This window comes from Oleiphilus sp. HI0117 (assembly GCF_001635235.1).
Map to the genome: position 1 here is coordinate 1 of NZ_LWGA01000205.1, position 944 is coordinate 944.

Annotated in this window: 1 protein-coding gene; it reads right to left on the reverse strand. The window is 44.2% G+C overall.

Features of this window, described 5'->3' with window-relative positions; genetic code table 11:
• Positions 1–944 (reverse strand): glutamate--tRNA ligase (gene gltX / locus A3757_RS02605; RefSeq protein ID WP_197469676.1); only part of this gene is annotated, 944 nt, incomplete at both ends.

Below are 944 nucleotides of genomic sequence, written 5' to 3' on the forward strand. Positions count from 1 at the left end.
CATAAATTCGTCAGCACTTAGATTTTCACGAATCCACACGCCATTCAACCAGCTTAGCTTTTCGACGTCGAAAATCGGTCCACCAAGCGAAACACGTTTAATATCGAAGTTCTCAATCATTTCCTGTAGTGTAAATTTCTCACGCTCATCAGGCATAGACCAACCCATTCGCCCCAAATAGTTAATGACTGACTCGGGTAAAAAACCAGCACGCTCATAATAATTAATACTGGTTGGGTTCTTACGCTTGCTTAGCTTGCTCTTATCCGGGTTTCGTAATAATGGCATGTGACATAGCACAGGCATATCCCAGCCAAAATACTTATACAACAACTGGTGCTTAGGTGCCGAGTTAATCCACTCTTCACCACGGATAACATGCGTGATCGCCATCAAATGGTCATCAACTACATTCGCCAGGTGATAAGTAGGCATACCGTCTGACTTAAGCAGAATTTGAGAATCGACCTGAGACCAGTCAATCTCTATCTTGCCACGTAACATATCGTCAATTTCGCAAACACCTTCGTCCGGAACTTTCATACGAATAACATGCGCATCGCCACGAGCTAAACGTTCTTTGACTTCGTCACTAGATAACTCAAGGTCACCTTTAATCCCAGGGTTTAAACCCGCCGCTTTTCGCTCTTCACGAATCGCATCAAGCTCTTCTGGTGTACGAAAACAATAAAAGGCATTACCCTGTTCGACCAACTGCTCGGCATAGGCACGATAGTCGTCTTTTCGCTCACTCTGGCGATAAGGCCCATAATCACCACCTACATCTGGACCTTCGTCCCAATCAAGCCCTAACCACTTCATTGAAGATAAAATATCACGTTCCGATTCTGGCGTGCTTCTCGCTTGGTCAGTATCTTCAATTCGAAGGATAAACTTACCTCCGTGTTGCTTGGCGAAACACATATTAAACAATGCAATATATG